16 protein-coding genes are annotated in these 17,797 nt (G+C 69.7%); 7 read left to right on the plus strand and 9 right to left on the minus strand.

The genetic code is table 11. The features are described 5' to 3' along the window. Nucleotides 1-58: 58 nt before the first annotated feature. Nucleotides 59-1,690, minus strand: coding sequence for an MFS transporter (locus ACWGO0_RS33860; RefSeq protein ID WP_453543714.1), 1,632 nt, complete (start codon nucleotides 1,688-1,690; stop codon nucleotides 59-61). 62 nt (nucleotides 1,691-1,752) lie between these two features. Here ACWGO0_RS33860 and ACWGO0_RS33865 point away from each other — a divergent pair, with 62 nt between their 5' ends. Then, a complete protein-coding gene (locus ACWGO0_RS33865; RefSeq protein ID WP_453543716.1) occupies nucleotides 1,753-2,733 on the plus strand; it encodes a helix-turn-helix transcriptional regulator in 981 nt (326 codons plus the stop codon). Nucleotides 2,734-2,896: 163 nt separating this feature from the next. Here the strand turns inward: ACWGO0_RS33865 and ACWGO0_RS33870 are convergent, their stop codons facing one another. Then, nucleotides 2,897-3,895 carry a sigma-70 family RNA polymerase sigma factor gene (locus tag ACWGO0_RS33870; RefSeq protein WP_453543718.1) on the minus strand — a complete coding sequence of 333 codons (999 nt, stop codon included), beginning with the start codon at nucleotides 3,893-3,895 and terminating at the stop codon, nucleotides 2,897-2,899. 147 nt (nucleotides 3,896-4,042) lie between these two features. Between ACWGO0_RS33870 and ACWGO0_RS33875 the strand changes: the two genes are divergently transcribed. Then, the gene (locus ACWGO0_RS33875) at nucleotides 4,043-4,576 is read left to right on the plus strand and encodes an N-acetyltransferase family protein (RefSeq protein WP_453543720.1); all 534 of its coding nucleotides are present in this window, start codon (nucleotides 4,043-4,045) and stop codon (nucleotides 4,574-4,576) included. Between the two features lie 41 nt (nucleotides 4,577-4,617). On the opposite strand, the gene ACWGO0_RS33880 is transcribed toward ACWGO0_RS33875, so the two are convergent. Continuing rightward, entirely contained in the window at nucleotides 4,618-5,400 is a 783-nt protein-coding gene (locus tag ACWGO0_RS33880) for a dioxygenase family protein (RefSeq protein ID WP_453543722.1), read from the minus strand. Between the two features lie 96 nt (nucleotides 5,401-5,496). Here ACWGO0_RS33880 and ACWGO0_RS33885 point away from each other — a divergent pair, with 96 nt between their 5' ends. After that, nucleotides 5,497-6,009 (plus strand): MarR family winged helix-turn-helix transcriptional regulator, encoded by a 513-nt coding sequence (locus ACWGO0_RS33885; protein ID WP_453543724.1) that lies wholly within the window; start codon nucleotides 5,497-5,499, stop codon nucleotides 6,007-6,009. Nucleotides 6,010-6,126: 117 nt separating this feature from the next. Here the strand turns inward: ACWGO0_RS33885 and ACWGO0_RS33890 are convergent, their stop codons facing one another. Both ACWGO0_RS33890 and ACWGO0_RS33895 read right to left on the minus strand, forming a co-directional pair. After that, nucleotides 6,127-7,650, minus strand: coding sequence for an MFS transporter (locus tag ACWGO0_RS33890; RefSeq protein ID WP_453543726.1), 1,524 nt, complete (start codon nucleotides 7,648-7,650; stop codon nucleotides 6,127-6,129). Nucleotides 7,651-7,824: 174 nt separating this feature from the next. Next, nucleotides 7,825-8,487: a TetR/AcrR family transcriptional regulator gene (locus tag ACWGO0_RS33895; RefSeq protein ID WP_453543728.1), complete on the minus strand. Its 663-nt coding sequence runs from the start codon at nucleotides 8,485-8,487 to the stop codon at nucleotides 7,825-7,827. A gap of 265 nt (nucleotides 8,488-8,752) precedes the next feature. Here ACWGO0_RS33895 and ACWGO0_RS33900 point away from each other — a divergent pair, with 265 nt between their 5' ends. Beyond that, on the plus strand, nucleotides 8,753-10,030 hold the full coding sequence (locus tag ACWGO0_RS33900; RefSeq protein ID WP_453543730.1) for a M6 family metalloprotease domain-containing protein: 1,278 nt from the start codon (nucleotides 8,753-8,755) through the stop codon (nucleotides 10,028-10,030). On the opposite strand, the gene ACWGO0_RS33905 is transcribed toward ACWGO0_RS33900, so the two are convergent. The 4 genes from ACWGO0_RS33905 to ACWGO0_RS33920 all read right to left on the minus strand — a co-directional run bounded on the left by ACWGO0_RS33905 (nucleotide 10,017) and on the right by ACWGO0_RS33920 (nucleotide 14,308). Beyond that, nucleotides 10,017-11,735, minus strand: a complete 1,719-nt coding sequence (locus ACWGO0_RS33905; protein ID WP_453543732.1) for a class I adenylate-forming enzyme family protein — start codon at nucleotides 11,733-11,735, stop codon at nucleotides 10,017-10,019. The genes ACWGO0_RS33900 and ACWGO0_RS33905 overlap by 14 nt on opposite strands. 40 nt (nucleotides 11,736-11,775) lie before the next feature. Next, nucleotides 11,776-12,957 (minus strand): MAB_1171c family putative transporter, encoded by a 1,182-nt coding sequence (locus tag ACWGO0_RS33910; RefSeq protein WP_453543734.1) that lies wholly within the window; start codon nucleotides 12,955-12,957, stop codon nucleotides 11,776-11,778. Further along, the gene (locus ACWGO0_RS33915; protein WP_453543736.1) at nucleotides 12,954-13,517 is read right to left on the minus strand and encodes an ImmA/IrrE family metallo-endopeptidase; all 564 of its coding nucleotides are present in this window, start codon (nucleotides 13,515-13,517) and stop codon (nucleotides 12,954-12,956) included. The genes ACWGO0_RS33910 and ACWGO0_RS33915 overlap by 4 nt, the downstream gene beginning before the upstream one ends. Nucleotides 13,518-13,870: 353 nt before the next feature. Then, on the minus strand, nucleotides 13,871-14,308 hold the full coding sequence (locus ACWGO0_RS33920) for a helix-turn-helix domain-containing protein (RefSeq protein WP_453543738.1): 438 nt from the start codon (nucleotides 14,306-14,308) through the stop codon (nucleotides 13,871-13,873). Between the two features lie 201 nt (nucleotides 14,309-14,509). On the opposite strand from ACWGO0_RS33920, the gene ACWGO0_RS33925 reads away from it, so the two are divergent. The 3 genes from ACWGO0_RS33925 (at nucleotide 14,510) to ACWGO0_RS33935 (ending at nucleotide 17,797) form a co-directional block, all read left to right on the plus strand. Then, a complete protein-coding gene (locus ACWGO0_RS33925; protein ID WP_453543740.1) occupies nucleotides 14,510-15,349 on the plus strand; it encodes an AfsR/SARP family transcriptional regulator in 840 nt (279 codons plus the stop codon). 63 nt (nucleotides 15,350-15,412) lie between these two features. After that, nucleotides 15,413-16,597 carry a bifunctional glutamate N-acetyltransferase/amino-acid acetyltransferase ArgJ gene (argJ, locus tag ACWGO0_RS33930; RefSeq protein WP_453543742.1) on the plus strand — a complete coding sequence of 395 codons (1,185 nt, stop codon included), beginning with the start codon at nucleotides 15,413-15,415 and terminating at the stop codon, nucleotides 16,595-16,597. 162 nt (nucleotides 16,598-16,759) lie between these two features. Next, entirely contained in the window at nucleotides 16,760-17,797 is a 1,038-nt protein-coding gene (locus ACWGO0_RS33935; protein ID WP_453543744.1) for an MBL fold metallo-hydrolase, read from the plus strand.

Here is a 17,797-nt window from a genome sequence, read left to right on the forward strand (position 1 = left end):
TCCCACCGGTGGGAGGCGCACGGGCCGCCGTCGCGTCCGTACATGTGGCTCAGCTGCGTCAGTGCGTCAGGACGGGCTCCTTGGCGGTGCCGTCGTCCGGCGCCGCGCCCCCGTCGTCGCCCGTACCGTCGCCCGCGTCGGCGCTCGTGTCGTAGCCCTCGTCGGCCGAGCCCTCCACATGGACCTTCGGCCTGGCCGGCAGGGCGAACATCACCAGGAAGATCACGGCGAGCACCCCGGCCACCCACCACAGCGAGTTCTGGAACGCGTCGGCGAACACCGGCCCCATCGACTGCGGCGCCTGCGATGCCTCCGGTGCCTGCGATGCCGTGCTGTCGTCGATCACGCCGAAGAAGACCACCGAGACGAGGCCGAGCCCCAGCGCGTTGCCCATCTGCCCCACCGTGTTGATCAGCCCGGACGCCGATCCGGAGTGCTCCTTGGGGACCTCGGAGAGCACTGCGTCCGTCAGCGGGGCCACGATCAGCCCCATCCCCGCGCCCATGACCACCAGCGGCAGCGCCATCTGCCAGGGCGCGATGTCCATGCCGTAGCGCTCGGACTCCCACATGTAGAGCAGCAGTCCGGCGATCATCAGCAGGGCGCCCGACTGGAGGACCTTGCGGCCGAAGCGGGGCACCAGCTTCTGTACGGAGATCCCGGCGGCGACCGAGACGGCGATCGAGAACGGGATGCCCGTCGTGCCCGCCCGCAGCTCGCTCCAGCCCAGACCCATCTGCATGTAGAGCGTCCAGACGAGGAAGAAGATGCCGAGGACGATGCCGAAGGTCAGCTGGACGGCGATGCCCGCCGCGAAGCTCTTGACCCGGAACAGCGACAGCTCGATGAGCGGGGAACCGTCCTTGGCCGCCTTCCGCCGCTCGTGCGTGATCAGCGCCGCGAGCACCAGCAGACTGCCCGCCATCAGCACGAATCCCCACACCGGCCAGTCCAGCTCGCGTCCCATGATCAGCGGGTAGAGCAGCATCAGCAGACCGAGCGTCACGAGGACGACTCCGACCACGTCGAGGCGCAGCGCCTTCGGCGCCTTGGACTCGCTGATGAACTTCCGTCCCAGAATGAGGCCCGCGATACCGACCGGCAGGTTGATCAGGAAGATCGGGCGCCATTCGAGACCGAAGAGGTTCCACTGGGTGAGCAGCGCGCCCAGCAGCGGCCCGGAAACCGCGCCGAGGCCGATGACCGCGCCGAAGAGACCGAAGACCTTGCCGCGCTCGTGCGCCGGGAACGTGGCGTGCACGATCGACAGCACCTGCGGGACCATCAGCGCCGCCATGGCGCCCTGCAGGATGCGGGAGGCGACCAGCATCTCGGGGTTGGCCGCGAAGCCGCAGAGCGCGGAGGCGAGGGTGAAGCCCGCTATGCCGATGAGGAAGATCCGCTTGCGGCCGTAGATGTCACCGAGTCGGCCGCCCGTGATCAGCCCTGCGGCGAAGGCGAGGGCGTATCCGGCGGTGATCCACTGGATCGAGCTCACCGAGGCGCCGGTGTCCTCCATGATGCTCGGGATGGCGATGTTGACGATCGTGACGTCGACCAGGTCCATGAAGGCCGCGGTCATCACGATGGCGAGCGCGAACCAGCGGCGCCGGTCGGCCGGGGCCGAGGGCGACGCGGAGCCCTCGGCCCCCACGGCCGCCGTGGACGGAAGAGATTCGGAAGAAGTCATGGGAAGAAATCTAGAGGCCCATTAGGACAGTTCGTGACCTGATGGACGGGCATCCTGAGGACATGACCGATACGCCGGCACGACTGCTGAATCTGCTGTCGCTCCTCCAGACACCGCGCGAGTGGCCGGGCACGGAGCTGGCCGACCGGCTCGACGTGAGCCCGCGCACCATCCGCCGCGATATCGACCGGCTCCGGGACCTCGGCTATCCGGTCGAGGCGACGCGCGGCTCGATCGGCGGCTACCGCCTGGTCGCGGGCGCGGCCATGCCGCCCCTGCTGCTCGACGACGAGGAGGCGGTGGCCATCGCGGTCGGGCTGCGGGCGGGGGCGGGGCACGCGATCGAGGGCGTCGACGAGGCGTCCGTACGGGCTCTGGCCAAGCTGGAGCAGGTGCTGCCCTCGCGGCTGCGGCACCGGGTCTCGTCCCTGCAGAACGCCACGCTTCCGCTCACCAGGGGCGACGGCGCCACGATCGATCCGCGCACGCTGACGGCGATGGCGTCGACGGTCACGGGGCGGGAGCGGCTGCGCTTCGCGTACCGCGCGGGCGACGGCGCCGAGACGAAGCGGCTGGTCGAACCGGTCCGGCTGGTGAGCACGGGGCACCGCTGGTATCTCGTCGCGTACGACCTGGAGCGCGAGGACTGGCGTACGTTCCGGGTGGACCGGGTCAGTGAGCCGGTGGCGACCGGCGCCCGCTTCACTCCGCGCGAGCTGCCCGGGGACGACGGGGAGGGCGGGGACGCCGCACGGTTCTTCGCCCGGTCGATGTCCCGGATGCAGCCGGAGCTGCATGTCGATGTGAGTTTCCGGGCCCCGGCGGACTTCGTGGCGGCGCGGCTGCCCTCGCCGCTGGGCGTACCGGAGCCGACCGGCGAGAACAGCTGCCGGCTGCGGGCAATCTCGTCGGACTCCCTGGAGTGGGTGGCGCTGAGGCTGGCACTCGTCGACTGCGAGTTCACGGCGCACGGGCCGCCGCAGCTCGTGGAGTACCTGAGCGACCTGGGCGCCCGGCTGACCCGGGCCTCCGCGGCCTCCTGAAGCGGGCTCCCGCTTCGTCCTGAAGCGCGCTCCCGTCGGCTCCCGCCCCGGTGGAGAAGGGCCGGGACATGAATGAGCCCCGGCGCCGGGGGGGGTGGGCGCCGGGACTCAGCTCATGGTGCCGGTGCGAACCGGCTTGATTGTGAGGTTACGGGTTATTGGCTCACGCCGCAGCGTCAAAGCCCGTGTCGTGAGCCATTCGCTTCAATTCGAGCAGTGCGTGCTTCTCGATCTGGCGGATTCGCTCCCGGGTGAGGCCGTGCTGCTTGCCGACTTCGGTGAGGGTCCGCTCGCGGCCGTCCTCGATGCCGTACCTCATACGGATGATCGACGCTGTCCTGTTGTCGAGCTTGCCGATGAGGTCTTCCAGCTCCTCGCTGCGCAGCAGCGTCATCACCGACGTCTCGGGAGAGACGGCGGAGGTGTCCTCGAGGAGGTCACCGAACTGTGTGTCGCCCTCGTCGTCCACGGACATGTTGAGACTGACCGGGTCACGGGCCCAGTCGAGCACATTGCCCACACGCTCCGTGTTGGAGTCCAGCTCCGCGGCGATCTCCGCGTGCTCCGGGTCGCGCCCGTGCTCGCGGTTGAACTCGCGCTGCACCCGTCGGATACGGCCGAGCTCCTCCACCAGGTGGACGGGGAGCCGGATCGTTCGGGACTGGTCGGCTATCGAGCGCGTGATGGCCTGGCGGATCCACCACGTCGCATACGTGGAGAACTTGAATCCCTTGGCGTAGTCGAACTTCTCGACCGCGCGCACCAGTCCGGCGTTGCCCTCCTGGATCAGGTCGAGCAGCGGCAGACCCGCTCGCGGGTAGCGTCGGGCCACGGCGACGACCAGGCGGAGGTTGGACCGGATGAATACGTCCTTCGCGCGTTCGCCTTCGGCGACGAGCGCCTCCAGCTCCTCACGCTTCGCTCCGCCGGCTTCGCTCTCCACCTCACCGTCGAGTATCTGCTGGGCGTAGACGCCCGCCTCGAGGATCTGCGAGAGCTCGACTTCCTTGGCGGCGTCGAGCAGCGGTGTCCGGGCGATTTCCTCCAGGTACATGCCGACCAGGTCGCGATCGGCGATTTCCCCGCCCACGGCGCGAACACTGCTTGCCCGGCTTGTCCCACCGGTGGCGGACGAACGACGGGCGACGGCACGGGTTGCCATGCGTGCTCCCTTGCTGAGTAGGTCGCGACACCCTTTCGGGTGCCCTGCATCCGATGGAAACAACGACTGGAATCCGGACAGAATTCCCCTGGGCCGCATTCACTTTCGCGATCATGCAGTACCCTGTCGGCCCCAGCGGGAGGACACATGGTGCAGATACCCACAGAAGTGCAGGTCAGGCCGGGCCTGGAGGGGGATGTGGTGGCGCTCACCGACATCTACAACCATTACGTCCGTGAGACCGCCCTCACATTCGACACGGTCCCCTTCACTCCCGAGCAGCGCCTCCCCTGGTTGCGCTCCCACCCTGAAGACGGCCCCCACCGCCTCCTGGTTGCCCAGGGGGCGGGAGACGCGTCCGGAATCCTGGGATACGCGACCAGCAGCCCGTACCGGCCCAAGGCCGCGTACAGCACATCCGTCGAGGTCAGCGTCTACTGCGCACCGGACACGAGGGGGCAGGGACTGGGCACATTGCTGTACAAGGCTCTGTTCGAGGCGCTGACCGACGAGGACGTCCACCGGGCGTACGCGGCCATCGCCCAGCCGAACGAGGGCTCCGTCCGGCTGCACGACACGTTCGGCTTCCGCCACATCGGCACGTACTCGGAGGTGGGCCGGAAGTTCGGCCGGTACTGGGACGTGGCCTGGTACGAGAAGCGCATGGGCCGGGATTCCTGAGCCCCGCCGGGCCGCAGCGGCACCCAGGCCCCGCCTGGCACTCAGCCGAACTGAACCGAGCGCTTGGCAAGACCCATCCAGAAGCCGTCGATGACGCTCCGCTCCTGATCGAGTTCATCCTCCGCTGCGCCCATCGTCACGAACAGCGGAGCGAAGTGTTCCGTACGTGGGTGGGCCAGCCGGCCCGCCGGGGACTTGCGCTCGAAGTCCAGCAGGGCGTCGACGTCCCGCGCCCGGAGCGCCCTGTGCCCCCAGTCGTCGAACTCCGCCGACCAGCCGGGGACGCCGCCGCCCTGGTGCCTCAGCGCGGCCAGGTTGTGGGTGAAGAAGCCGCTCCCGACGATCAGCACCCCCTCGTCGCGCAACGGGGAGAGCTTGCGCCCGATCTCCATCAGCTTCTGCGGGTCCAGGGTGGGCATGGAGATCTGGAGTACGGGAATGCCGGCGTCCGGGAACATCTCCACCAGCGGCACGTACGCACCGTGGTCGAGGCCGCGGTCCGGGATGTCCTGGACCGGTGTACCGGCACCGCGCAGCAGCTTGCGGACGCTCTCCGCGAGCTTCGGGGCGCCCGGGGCCGCGTACCGCACCTGGTAGTAGTGCTCGGGGAAGCCCCAGAAGTCGTAGACCAGTGGCACGGTCTCGGTGGCCCCGAGGGCGAGAGGAGCTTCCTCCCAGTGGGCGGAGACCATCAGGATCGCGGTGGGGCGGGGCAGTTCGGCGGACCAGGCGGCCAGCTGGCCGGGCCAGACCGGGTCGTCGGCGAGCGGAGGTGCCCCGTGGGAGAGGTAGAGGGCGGGCATGCGCTCCGCGGTGACAGTCATGGCACTCCCCTTCCTGAAGCATTTATTGAAACTTCAAGTTCTAATACCTGGAGACCTTAGCTCCATCTAGTTCAACTTTCAAGGAAAGGTCGTAGAGTGGACCGTATGACCACGCCATCCACCGGCGGGCCGCACTGGCTCACCGACGAAGAACAGAGCGTCTGGCGTGCCTACCTCCACGCCACCACGCTCCTGGAGGATCACCTCGACCGCCAGTTGCAGCGCGATGCCGGGATGCCGCACATCTATTACGGCCTGCTGGTCCAGCTCTCCCAGGCACCGCGCCGGCAGAAGCGGATGACCGAGCTGGCCAAGGACGCCAAGATCACCCGGTCCCGGCTCTCGCACGCCGTGGCCCGGCTGGAGAAGAGCGGCTGGGTACGGCGCGAGGACTGCCCCTCCGACAAGCGCGGCCAGAACGCCGTCCTCACCGAGGACGGCTTCGAGATGCTGCGCCGTTCCGCGCCGGGCCACGTCACCGCCGTACGCCAGGCGATGTTCGACCGGCTCACGCCGGAGCAGGTGCACGGGCTCGGCGAGATCATGCGGGTGATGGCCGCCGGCCTGGAACCGGAGGGCACGGACGCGGACCTGCCCTGGCTCCGCTGAGCCCCTCAGGCGCCAAGGACTCCAAGTACCCCCAAGGCCTCCAACACGCGTCCGCCCCGGCTCCGATGAACGGAGCCGGGGCGGACGCCGAGGATCACGACGGGCGCGCCACCCGTGTCAGTGCGCGACGACCGGGATCTTGACGACGTCCTGGGCCCCGTCGGCGGACCCGGTGACCGGGCCGCCCGTTCCGGCACCCGGGCGTCCGGTGTTGATCAGCCACGCCGCGATCAGCGAGGCGGCGACGAGGATGCCGACCGCCCACCAGATCGCGCTGGTGTAGCCGGCGACCATGGCCTGGAACTGCAGCAGCTCGGGATCCGTACTGCCTGCCGCGTGGTCCGCGAAGTACGCCGTGGTGGCGCCCGCCGCGATGGTGTTCAGCAGAGCGGTGCCGATGGCGCCGCCGACCTGCTGCGAGGTGTTGACCATCGCCGATGCCACACCCGCGTCGCGCGGCTCGATGCCGTGCGTGGCCAGGGACATCGCCGGCATGAACGCCGTACCCATACCCAGGCCGAGCAGCAGCTGCCCGAAGAGGATGATGCCCGCGTAGCCGGTGTCGGTCTCCAGCTGGGTGAGCAGCAGCATGCCGGACGCGGCGACCAGGAAGCCGGGGCCCATCAGCAGGCGCGGCGGCACCCGGGTCATGAGGCGGGCACCGATCTGGGTGGACCCGACGATCATGCCCACGATCATCGGCATGAAGGCGAAGCCGGTCTTGACCGGCGAGTAGCCCTTGACGATCTGGAGGTAGTACGTGAGGAACAGGAAGAGCCCGAACATCGCGATGACCGCGAGACCCAGCGAGAGGTAGACGCCGAAGCGGTTGCGCTCGGCCAGCACGCGCAGCGGCATCAGCGGCGACTTCACCAGCCACTCGGTGATGAGGAAGGCGATGAGCAGCACAGCCGACGACCCGAACATGACGATGGTCAGGGTGTCCGTCCAGCCGGACGACTCGGCGCGGGTGAAGCCGTACACCAGCGAGACGAGGCCCAGCGTGGACAGGATGACGCCGGGGATGTCGAGCGACGAGCGGTTGCGGCCCTCGGCCGGCTCACGGATGACGAAGTAGGCGCCCACCGCGGCGACGATGGCGAAGGGGATGTTGACGAAGAACGTCCAGCGCCAGTTGAGGTACTCGGTGAGGAAGCCGCCCAGGATCAGGCCGACCGCGCCACCGCCACCGGCGATCGCACCGTAGATGCCGAACGCCTTGGCCCGCTCCTTGGCATCGGTGAACATCACGGCGAGCAGCGAGAGCGCCGCAGGGGCGAGCAGTGCGCCGAAGGCACCCTGCAGCGCACGCGAGCCGAACATCATCGCCTCGCCCTGCGCGGCGCCGCCGAGGGCGGAGGCCGCGGCGAAGCCGAGGAGGCCGATCACGAAGACGCGCTTACGGCCGTAGAGGTCGGCGAGGCGCCCGCCGAACAGGAGCAGCCCGCCGAACGCGAGCGCGTAGGCGGTGATGACCCACTGCCTGTTGCCCTCGGAGATACCCAGGTCGAGCTGGGCCGACGGCAGGGCGATGTTCACGATCGTCGCGTCGAGCACGACCATCAGCTGGGCGAGGGCGATGAAGGCCAGTGCTTTCCAGCGACTGGGATCGGGGAGCCGGACGTCGGCTGTTTTTGACATGGGGGTAGCCACCTAAGGGCGCATCGGGGCGCGGGAGTCGTGATGTCGGCGAAAACGGGCGTGCGGTATCGCGGCCGGGCCCCGTGTCGTGGGGACCGGTCCGGAGGTCCGGGGTTCGGCGGTGGGCGTTCGGCGGTGGGTTACACCGGATGGTTCAGGTCGTCGTGGTGGGCGTCAGTGCCCACGCCGCAGGTCCTCCAGGGTCGCCGCCGATCCGGGCAGCACGGAACGGGCCGGAGTCTCCAGTCCGTCCAGGAACAGCTGCAGATGACGGTGGGTGAACCGGTCGATGTCCAGGCAGGCGATGCCGGGCAGCGGCCGGGTGAGCTGGGAGAGGGCGACCAGTACGTCACCGACGGCGATGTCGGTACGCAGGCGCCCCGCGGACATGGCGCGCTCCACGAGTCCTTCGACGGCCTCTTCGAGGCGACGGCGCTCGGCGAGCAGATCCGGGTGGTTCTTGTCGAAACTGCCGGAGAGCATCGGGCACAGGGCGCCGATCCGCTCGTCGGCGGCGGCGTGCACGAAGCGGCTGAGCGCGGCGAACGGATCGGATTCCGCCGCGACGGCCTCTTCGGCCCGGTCCGTGGTGCGGGAGGTGACCGAGAGGACGACCTCGTGCGTGAGGGCGGCCCGGTCGGGGAAGTTCCGGTAGAGCGTGGCGTTGCCGACGCCCGCCCGGCGCGCGATCTCATCGAGGGGCACATCCGGCCCGAACTCGACGAACATCTCCAGGGCGGCCGTGACGATCCGCTCCCGGTTGCGCAGCGCGTCGGCCCGCGGACGGGACGCACGGCGCCGCACGGCGCAGGAGTCGGTTTCGGCAACGGTCTTCACGACGGCGGCCCTTCCCTTTCGGTGTGTGGCACTCCCCGGCTCACAAGTTAAGCGGGGACTGCTTCCCCGGTTAGCGGGGGACACAGGTTCAAACGGGGAAAGCGCCCCCGGTATTTCACCTCATGATGTGACCTGAGTCACACTCGAAATGGGTAAAAACCTCCGATCGGCGCACTCAACGAGCGGCCCCGGAACACCCGGCACAGGCTGATCGCCAGAGCGCAGTCAGAGTCGGCCGACTGCCGCGGACCCCGAAGGCGCCTCTATGCAGCAGCCCCGCCACCGGATACGCAGACACCGCCGCGCGATCGCACTCGCCGGAGCGACAGCCCTGGTCATCGCGGCCATGGCCACCGCCAGCAGCACACTCCCCGCCCCCAGCCGGGCCTCCGCCGGCCCGTCCGCCGCGGCCGAGGACTCCCCCCTCGGCCGGTGCCGGATATCCGCGGCCATGGGCGTACAGATGTCGGAGGGTATGCCGACCGCCCCCGGATACTCCCGCTCCACGGGCACGGTCAGGGCCCTCAACCTCATGATCGACTTCCCGGACGCCCCGGGCTCGGGCACGGCGAAGGACCGCCTCGCGGAATTCTTCCCGCAGACCTCCGAATGGTTCCGCACCAGCTCCTACGGGCGGCTCACCTATCTGCCCGAGGCGCCGGTGAAGGACTGGCTGCGGATGCCGCTGCCGTTCTCCGAGTACGGGATCGAGCGCGGCTCGCCCTACGAGCCGGGCTACCGCGACCTCGTGAAGGACCTCGTGGCGGCGGCCGACCCCAAGGTCGACTTCTCCGCGTACGACCTGGTCAATGTGCTGGTCACCCCGAACGCCGGCCCCTCGGCCCTGGACACCGTGCTGTCGGTGACCTTCTCGGCCAACGAGGACGCCCCGTACGCGGACGGCGTCCCGCTCGCCAACACCTCGTTCGTCTACAGCCGCCAGGACGACGGCTCGGGCTCGTACGACGAGACCGGCTACCGGGTCCTGCCGCACGAGAACGGCCATGTCTTCGGCCTGCCCGACCTCTACACCATGGAGGGCGGCGGCTCCGTCGGGCACTGGGACATCATGTCCGAGGACTGGGGGGCCAACAACGACTTCCTCGGCTGGCACAAGTGGAAGCTCGGCTGGCTCGACGACGACCAGATCGAGTGCGCCTCGGAGTCCGGCACGAGCGAGCACACCGTCGAACCGCTGGCCACGACGGGCGGCACCAAACTGGCCTTCATACCCCTGAGCTCCGAGTCCGGCTACGCGCTGGAGGTACGGACCGCGGGCGGCAACGACGCGGCGGTCTGCCGGCCCGGTGTGCTGATCTACAAGGTCAGCTCCGACGTGGACACCGGCCAGGGACCGGTGTCGGTCGCCGACAGCACCGAGGACAGCGGCGGCTGCACCCGGCGGCCCAATGTGCACGCCGAGCTCTCCGACGCCCCGTTCCGGCCGGGCCAGACGTTCACCGACCGGACCAACGACATCCGCATATCCGTGCTCTCCAAGGACACGGACGGCAACTACCGGGTGCGGATCACCCGCCCCTGACGTGGTCACCGACCGGGCCCCGCAGCTCACGCTTGAGGATCTTCCCCGTCGCGTTCCGCGGCAGCGGCTCCTCGCTCACGAGTACGTGGGCGGGGATCTTGAACCCGGCGAGGCTCCGGCCGACATGCGACCGCAGATCCTCGGCCGTGGCAGCGGCGCCGGGGCGCAGCCGGACCACGGCCGCGACCTCCTCGCCGAGCACGGGATGCGGAACGCCGAGCACGGCCGCGTCCTCGACGTCGGGGTGGTCGTGCAGCACGGACTCGACCTCGACGCAGTACACGTTCTCGCCGCCGCGGATCACCATGTCCTTGATCCGGTCGACGATGCCGACACGGCCGTCGCGCACGACCGCGAGATCCCCCGTGCGGAACCAGCCGTCGGTGAACGCCGCGGCGGTGGCCTCCTCGTCCCGCCAGTAGCCGCGGACCAGTGACTGGCCACGCAGCCACAGCTCACCGACCTCGCCGTCGGGCAGCGCCTCGCCCGCCGGTCCTGCGATCCGGACCTCGGTGACGGGCGTCGGGCGGCCGACGCTCGCGGGGTGGTTCCGGTAGTCGGCGCCGAAGTTCGCCGTCACACCGCCGCTGGTCTCGGTCAGCCCGTAGCCGTTGCGGGGCTCGATCCGCTCCCCGTGCCGGGCGGTGAGCTGTGCGACCAGGTCGGGCGGGGCCGCGGCGCCGCCGGTGTTCAGCATCAGCAGGCTCTCCAGGCCGTCGCCCGCCCGCTCGGCGGCGGCGAGCAGCTGGAGGGCGGTGGCCGGGACGCCCGCGTAGTGCGTGACCCGGTGGCGGCCGATCAGCCGCAGCGCCTCGTCGGCGTCCCACTTGCGCATCAGGACGACCGCGCCGCCCGCGGCCATGGTCGCGTAGAGGCTGGTGAAGGCGGCGACGTGGAAGAACGGGAACGTCATCAGGGAGACCGGTGCCGGCCCCTGGCCCGGGATGACGCCCCGGCCCAGCGCCGAGACCGCCGCGTGGAAGCGCGGATTGACGGCCGCGCCGATCTGGGCGAGCTGGGTGGCCACGGCGCCCTTGGGGCGGCCGGTGGTGCCGGAGGTGTAGATGATCGTGGCGTCGTCCTCGGGCCTGATCTCCACCTCGGGCGGCGCGGCCAGCGGGTCCGGGGCGGGCAGGTCCTCGTACCGCTCGATCCCCTCGCCCGCGGGACCCTCCCGGTCCGCCGGGTGGAAGACGACCGCGCGGGCCCCCGCGCGTTCCCGCCAGGCGGCCACCTTGGGCAGCCGCTCCCCGTCGACGAGCAGCACCCGCGGTTCGCAGTCGTCGAGGGCGTACGTGAACTCGTCCTCGGTCCACCAGGCGTTGAGGGGTACGGAGACGAGGCCCGCCAGCTGCGTCGCCCAGAACGCGATCTGCCACTCGGGGTGGTTGCGCATCGCGATGACGGCCCGGTCGCCCGGCCGCAGGCCGTAGGTGCCGGTCAGGTGACAGGCCAGGGACGAGGCGGCGGCGAAGAACTCCGCGTACGAGTAGGACCGCTCCCCGGAGATCAGGAACGGCCGGTCGCCCAGCGCCCAGGTGGTCTCCACGAACTCCCGGAGGGTGCGGGGCCCGCCCTCGTACACAAGCGTTCCCCCCTCCCCGCGGACGACGGCGAAGGGAGCGCCGGGGGCGGTCAGCCCTGCCTCGATACGGGCTGTGGCGTCCGGGGCCGGGGTGGGTACGGGCGATTCGGTGTGCGGCACGAGCGACCTTCCTAAGCGCTTGCTCAGTAGCCTGGCGACGCTATGCCCGCACCCCTGCGCAGTCAAGGCACCCCGCGCCCAGGGCGGCTCCCGGGGGGAGCGCGAAGTGCCGGGCCAGCCTGCGCTGGAACACCAGCTCGGCCGCCAGGTCGCCCGGCTCCGCCGAGAGCGGGGTCTCCACGGGCTCCGGAGGCAGGTCGTCGCGGTCCTTCGCCTCGATCGCCGCCCGGATCTGCGCCGCCTCGACGGCGGCGGCCAGTTCGTCGCCGGCCAGTCCGGCGTCCGCGCCGAGGCGCCGGAGGGTGCCGGCGAGCGCCGGGTCCATCCAGGGCCGCAGGGCCCACTGGGCGTCCCGGATCTCGATCAGCACCCGGTACAGCCGCGCGTCCAGGCCCGCGCACGCCTTCATGGGGATGACCACCTCGGGCGCCCGCTCCGTCACCGCACGGTGCAGCGGCCTCAACGCGCGGAAGGCGCGCCGGTGTTCGGCCCACTGCCCCACGGCCGTGATGCGCTTGCCGAGATCCGGCAGCGCCCAGCCCAGGGCCTGCATGACGCCGATCAGCGCCAGGCAGAGCTGCGCCATCGGCTCCAACCGGCCCGCCGAGATTCCAAGATGTTCCGCAAATATGCCCATGGCACGGCATGCGACATATATGAGACCGAGAGGCAAGGTCAGGGCCATAAGGCTCAAACCCCTGCGGAGCCAAACCGATTGCGGAATATGCGCATGACGTCGGCACGTGATGCCGATACTGATCTGCCCCACCGCGAAGGCAATGAGGTAGAAGGTCAGATACACCGGGTTCTGTGCCGCGGCCTCGGCGCTGAAGTCGGTGGGCGCCGCCCGGTCCATGGGCACGGCGAAGAAAAAGGTCGTCATGCCCGTAAGGGTCACGGCGAGACCGATAAGCGGGAAAATGGCCTTTCGGTAGGCCGTGACCCTCTCGTGGGAAAGCCGTATCAGCACGAGGTGCTGACATACCGTCACCAGAATGACGCAGGTCTGGCCGACGAGTCCGGAGAAGTTCTCGACGCCGATCACGCGGTTCGTCTCCGACCACACGGCGGGGACCGAGACCAGCGAGAGCACGAGAAGCAGGAAGTAGCTCTCCGCCAGGGCGAGCCTGATGGCCGAGTAGCCGGCCCGCAGGACCCGCACCTTCTCGACGAAGGCCACGAGGGCGAGCACGGCACAGACCAGATGCGGGGCGGCGCTCATCCCCTGCCCGGCACGACGGGGGGCTCCAGCTCCGCCAGGCGCGCGGCGAGCCTCCGGGCCTCCGGCGCCACGGGCCACACCGGGCTCGCGGTCCAGTCGCCGATCCGGTGGCCGATGAGCGAGCCGACGAGCTCCGCCTCGATCTCCGCCTCGGACTGCCCGTGCTCCCGGCCCAGCACACGACGTACCAGTTCAGGGCTGAGCGAGGGCAGCAGCAGCCCGGCGTCCTCCGCGGCCAGCGCGGGCGAGGCCGAGTGGTCGCAGACGATGTGCCCGATCTCGTGGAGGATGACCTGACGCTGGTGCACGGGAGCGAGGCGCCGCTCGAACACGACGTACTCGCGGCTCTCCGTCGAGACCCACAGGCCGTGCGGGCTCCCCAGCGGGAGCGTCAGGGAGATCAGCTGCACCGGGCGGCCACGCAGCCGGCCGACGTGCTCGCAGAGCTGATCGATCGTCAGTGTCGTGTCGACGGGGAGGCCCAGGGCGCGCACCCGCTGCTCGCAGCGGCCGTCGCGGCCGTTCCTCTCGCGGCGTCCGAACAGAACCGGCCAGCGCATGCCGATCACCTCGACCCGTCCGTGCGGGAGAGGTGCGACCCCATGGCGCCGCCGGAAGCCGGGACCGGATTCCGGGACCGTCGAGATCCCCTCGTACACGCATGCCGAAGTTCCACGTGACCTCCAGCCCCCCTGGGGTCGATCAATGCCGACTCGGAACGCTTCAGGCGGCGGGATCCACCTACGCTCCACAAAGATCCAAACACGTGTGCCCATGGGCGGTCTAGGGCCACTTCCGGCCACGGCAATGCGACCCCCGAGAAGGGGGTCGCATTGTCCGCAAGAGCCTTTGCCCTTTCCGCTGCTCGGCAGGGAATTGACCGAATTCGATTTACCCGGGCGAAAGGGGGGAGCTAGGCGCCGTTCGGGGGCTGTTCTTCCGACAACCCCTCCAACTCACGTACGCGCTCAATGACTTCGGCGATCGACTTGAGGCTCTTGACCGAGAGGCCGGCCGTCCGGAGGGCGACCTTCTGCACCTGCGCGTCCCGCAGGGCCGTGAGTAGCTCGAGGTCCGTGTCCACGGCCGCGGTCACCTGGTCGTCGAAGAAGTAGGCAGGCGGCACCCCGAAGAATTTGGCCAGTCCTTCGAGATGGCGCAGCGTGGGGTTGTCGCGCTGCCCCTTGCGGAGCAACCAGATGTAACTGCCCGAGATCGGCGTGCCATCGGCGGTGATGGCACGCGCGACCTCCTCGGAGCTGTACGGGAGCCGGCCGGCGGGAACCACGTTCGTGAACAGGTGGTCCAGCTTCTTGGCCAGAGGGTTCTCCGGTCCGTCTGTGCTGTTCAAAGTTGCACCGCCTTTCGTGCGGATCACCGTACTCTCGACTCATGTTGACGTCGACGTCGGGGTACATCCACCCTCGTTGACGACACCAATCCACGCGGGTAGCATCGCCGCTTGATCGTCAACTCATGTTGGATACGGGCACATTAACTTCTACGTCAGTCGAAACACAGTTGAACGCATCATCGAGAAGGGGGAAGCTTCATGAGCGCCGTGCAGCGATTGACGGTCCAGCTCCTCGGTCCCGTGACCTTGCTGAACGCAAGCGTACCCATCCTGATCCAGGGTCAACGGCAGCTCAGGTTCCTGACGTCGCTCGCCCTCAGGCCCGGTCAGTTCGTCACCAAGGAAGCGATCATCCAGGACTCCTGGGACAGTGAGCCGCCGCGCACCGTGTCGGGGCAGCTCCAGACCTCGGCATGGAAGATACGGGCGGCCCTGCGGGAAGCGGGCCTCCCGAAGGACGTCCTCACCTCCAACCACCTCGGCTACCAACTGCACGTCCCCGTGGAGCGCATCGACCTGTTCCTCTTCCGGGACGCGCTCCGGGACGTCCGGGCCCTGTGCGCACGCGCCGAGTACGAAGCGGCCGTCGTCAAGCTCGACACCTGTCTCTCCATGTGGAAGGGCACCGCCCTCGCCGACATCGCGTCCGGCAGGCTCCGCCTCCAGGCCGAAGGGCTCGACCGCGAGCGCGCCGCCGCGGTCGAACTGCGCACCCAGATAGACATCGAGATGGAACGGTACGAAGAGGCGATCGGACAGCTGTCGGAGCTCCTCGACCAGGACCCGCTGCGCGAGGACCTCTACGTCTGGCTGATGAAGGCGTACTACGGGGCGGGCCGCCCGGCGGACGCCATCCAGGTCTTCCACCGGGCGAAGGAGATGCTGCGCGAGCAGATCGGCATCAGCCCGGGCGTCAAGCTCAAGGACGCGCTCCAGGCCGTGCTGCACCAGGACGAGTTCTTTCTGACCAGCACCTCCGCCTTCTCCAGGACTCCGAAGACCTCGGCGACACACCTGCGTTCGGCCATGTCCGCATAGAAAACGCTCCGCATGGAAGATGCTGCGCAGAGAAGATGTGACGTACCGGGCTCGACCGAGTGCATGAAGAGAAAAGGGACATCAGCAGTGACCACACCCCAGGGCTTCCTGGTCCACACGGCTCCGGCCGGACTCAACGACGACGGCCGGGACGACTTCACCGTCCTGGTCTCCACCGTGCCCGCCGTCTCCGCCGCGGTGTTCACCAAGTCGCGGTTCGCCGGACCCAGCGTGGTCCTGTGCCGGGACGAGACCAGGCTCGCCGCGGCCCGCGGCGTGGTCGTCCTGGCCCGTAACGCCAATGTGGCGACCGGCGCCGAAGGGGACCGCAACGCGCGGGAGGTCCGGCGCAGGACCGCCGAGATCGCCGGACTGCCCGAGGACGAGCTGCTGATCGCCTCGACCGGAGTCATCGGCAAGCAGTACCCGATGGACGACATCCGCGCCCACCTCGACTCGCTCAGCTGGCCGCCGGAGGACCGCGGCCTGGAGCGGGCGGCCGAGGCCATCATGACCACGGACACCCACTCCAAGCTCGTCACCGCGCGCTGCGGCGCCGCGACGGTCACCGGGATCGCGAAGGGGGTGGGGATGCTGGAGCCGGACATGGCCACGCTGCTCACGTTCTTCGCCACCGACGCGGAGCTGCCGCAGCCCGAGCTCGACCGCATCTTCCGCCGGGTCATGGACGTCACCTTCAACGCGGTGTCCATCGACACCGACACCTCCACCAGCGACACCGCGGCCGTCTTCGCCAACGGCCTCGCGGGTCCCGTGGACGCGGCGGAGTTCGAATCCGCACTGCACGAGGTGGCGCTGTCGCTGGTCCGGATGATCGCCAAGGACGGCGAGGGCGCGGGCAAGCTCATCGAGATCCGGGTCACCGGCGCGCGGGACACCGCGCAGGCCAAGCGGGTCGGCAAGACCGTGGTCAACTCGCCGCTCGTCAAGACGGCCGTGCACGGCAGCGACCCCAACTGGGGCCGCGTGGCCATGGCCATCGGCAAGTGCCAGGACGACACCGACATCGTCCCCGAGAAGGTCTCCATCGGCTTCGGCGGCACCGACGTCTACCCGGCGGGCAGCGCGGAGGACGACACCCTCGTACGCAAGCAGATCGCCGACCACCTGCGCGGCGACGAGGTGCTGATCAGCATCGGACTGGGCATCGGCCAGGGCGAGTTCACCGTGTACGGATGCGACCTCACCCCCGGATACGTACGCCTCAACTCCGAGTACACGACCTGACCCGCACCTTCGTCAGGCTCCACGAAGCCCCGCGGCCCGCACCGGGCCGGGGGGCTTCGTGCTGCCGGACACGGCATCGCCCCATGGCCCAAAGCCGACGACTCGCACCCCACCGTCTGTACCCTTCCGATCACACTTGGTGACAGAACGGAAGGTTTGCGCATGCTGCGGATGCGGCGATCGGTGCTCCAGAGGATGCTGGCGGTCGGCAGCGCCGGCTTACTGACGGCCGGGGCCGCCCCGGTCCTGCCCGCGGCGGCTCCACGGCGGCCGGATCGCGACATCGTCAGCACCCGGCTGAGCATGCGCTGGCTCGGGGTGGCGGGCTGGGAGCTCGCCTTCGGTGGCCGCAGCCTGCTCTTCGACCCCTATCTGAGCCGCATGCCGTACCAGGGCGAGGACGGCGCGCTCGATCCGCGGCTCCCCCTGCGCGTGGACCGGGCGGCGGTGGCGCAGGTGGCCGCCGAACAGCTCGTGGGGGCTCCCGAACTCGTCCTCGTCAGCCACGGGCACTTCGACCACATCGCCGACGTACCGCAGCTCCTCGCCCACCCGCAGTGGCGGCGACGCCGCATCCGCACCCTGTGCGACGTGACCTCGCGGCATCTGCTCACCGCGCTCGGTACGCCCGCCGAGCGGGTCGCCGACATGATCCCCGTACGGGGCGGCGAATACCTCCAGTTCGACGGCTACACCGTGCAGGTGATCCCGAGCCTCCACAGCCAGGGCGCGGACCACGGCTACTTCGCCCCCGACGCCCTCACCGCACCGCTGCCGAAGCGGCCCACGACGCTCGGCGAACTGCCCGAGGGCGGGACGCTGATGTACCTGGTCGCCTTCGACGGCGGACCCTCCGTGCTGCTCTCCGGCGCCAGCAACTACATCGCCCGCGAACTGGAGGGCCTGCGCCCGGACGTCGCGGTGATCAGCATGACCGCGCACTCCGGGGTGTACCGCTACCTGGACCGGCTGCTCGACGTGCTCGGCGACCCGCCGCTGATCATCCCCAGCCACCACGACGACATGGTCTCGGACCTGCGGGCCGGCGCCACGAACACCCTCTGGGCGGCGCCGACCAGAACCGCGGTGACCGCGCTGGGCGCGGCCGCCGGCGACCGCGCGGTCACGGCCAGCCGGGTACTGACACCGCAGCCCCTGGTCCCGATGGACATCACGGCCGAGCTGAGCCGGTCGAGCTGA

Source organism: Streptomyces sp. NPDC055749, assembly GCF_053617235.1.